The organism is Streptomyces sp. NPDC059037 (assembly GCF_042740015.1).
Lineage (GTDB): Bacteria > Actinomycetota > Actinomycetes > Streptomycetales > Streptomycetaceae > Streptomyces.
The window spans coordinates 1-1,644 of the sequence record NZ_JBHYIG010000523.1; the positions used below are offsets into that span (position 1 = coordinate 1).

General features: G+C 66.7%; 1 protein-coding gene. It reads right to left on the reverse strand.

Translation table 11 applies throughout. The features are described from left to right. Window positions 1-160 precede the first annotated feature (160 nt). On the reverse strand, window positions 161-1,306 hold the full coding sequence (locus ACFWY6_RS45360; protein WP_384703770.1) for a ParB/RepB/Spo0J family partition protein: 1,146 nt from the start codon (window positions 1,304-1,306) through the stop codon (window positions 161-163). Window positions 1,307-1,644 lie beyond the last annotated feature (338 nt).

The following is a 1,644-nucleotide window of genomic DNA, read 5'->3' on the forward strand; positions in this document are numbered from 1 at the left end:
CCACAACCGCAAGTTGAAGGGTAATTCAATACACCCAATACCACCCGACCAAGTCCGCCTCCCCCCCCATTTCTCGCGCGGGGGGGGCGCCCCCACACCCGCCCCGCGCCCCCTGCGAGATGAGGAGAGGGGCGCAGCCACCGCCGCGCCCCTCTCTGCCCTACTTCGCCGCTTCGGCCTTCTTGGCGCCCGTCCGCCGCGCCGGGACCTTGGTGGCCGCGCTGCGCGCCGAGGGCTTCGGGGCGGTGGACTTCACGGCCGCCTTCTTGGCAGCGGGCTGCGGCTTCGCCTTGCCCTTCTCGGTGACCTGCGGTTCGGCCGCCTTCTTGGGCTCCTCGGGCTTGGCCTCCGCCTTCTTCGCCGCCGCCTCCTGCTTGACCTCAGTGGCCGCCTTGTTGAACTCCGCCTCCATGGCCCTCTGGATGCCCTGAGCCTTGCTCAGGATGCTCTTCACCATCTGGACCTTGGCGTAGAGGCGGGTGACGACTCGCAGGTGGCGGGCGAGGTCGTCGCCGAGGATGACCGCCAGGTCCTCGGGCTTCTTCTCCGCCAGGTCCTCCAGGAGCGGGATCAGGACCTCTTCCGCCTTGCCGAGGCCGTCCTTCGCCTTGGCCTTGGCGGCCTTGCGCTGCTCCGCTTCCTGCGCCGTCGGCGCCGTCTCGCCGGTGAGGGTGGTCTGCGCCTCCATCATCTTGAGGCCGTTGGCGAAGTGCTGAGCCTCGGCCTCACTGTCGAAGTCTCCGCGCACATACCGCATGGCGGCCACCATCTGGTTGGCCGGGTTGAGCTGGGCGATGTGCCAGGCGAGGTTGTTCTTGATCTTCCCCTCATTGACCATGTCGGCCACCTCTTCGCGCAGGGTGAGCAGCCCGAGCCGCCAGGTGATGTGGGTCTCGGTCTTGCCGAACTGCTTGGCAATCTGGGCCGGGTCCCATCCGGCGGCCGTGAGGTCGGCGTAGGCGCCAGCCTCTTCCATGATCGTCATGTCCGCTCGGTTCACGTTCTCCGCGATGCTGAGGACGTACGCCCTCTCCTCGGAAGCGCCCTCGACGAGCTTGGCGGGGATGACCTCCAGGCCGGCCGCCTGGCAGGCCCTCCAGCGCCGCTCGCCCGCGATCAGCATGTACGGGGTCTTGCCGCCCTCGACCGGCCGCATGACGACCGGCTGAAGGAGGCCGTTCTCCTTGATGCTGGCGGTCAGCTCCTCGTGCGCAGCCTCGGAGAAGAACTTCCGGGGCTGCTCCGGGTTGGGGGCAACCTCGCCGACCTTGACGTTGATGAATTCGACCTTGTTGGTGTCGGTCATTTTCCCGCGCCTTTCGTGAATTCCTGTAAGCTCTTCCCTTTGTTCTTACGCTTATATCTTAATGGCAAATACCGCCAAAGCAAGTGGGGAACTCTTTTAATTCAAGGGAATTCAGATAGGGAATTCAGACTCATTAATCCAATTCCCGCACGGGCGTGGCGGTACGAAAGAGCCCGCCGCGACCAAGCGGTCACGGCGGGCCGACTCCCGTCACACACCCCGACGGCCGCACCGGCGGCCGACTCCGCCCCGGGCCGGGGGCGGGGGGGAAATTGCATTGCCCCCCCCGGGGGTGGGGGCGGGGGGGGGCACGTCTAGGGGGAGCAGGGATCCATGGC

What these genes read in the sequence shown, in the direction of transcription:
- ACFWY6_RS45360 (WP_384703770.1), bottom strand. Translation starts at nt 1,306, where the DNA reads ATGACCGACACCAACAAGGTCGAATTCATCAACGTCAAGGTCGGCGAG.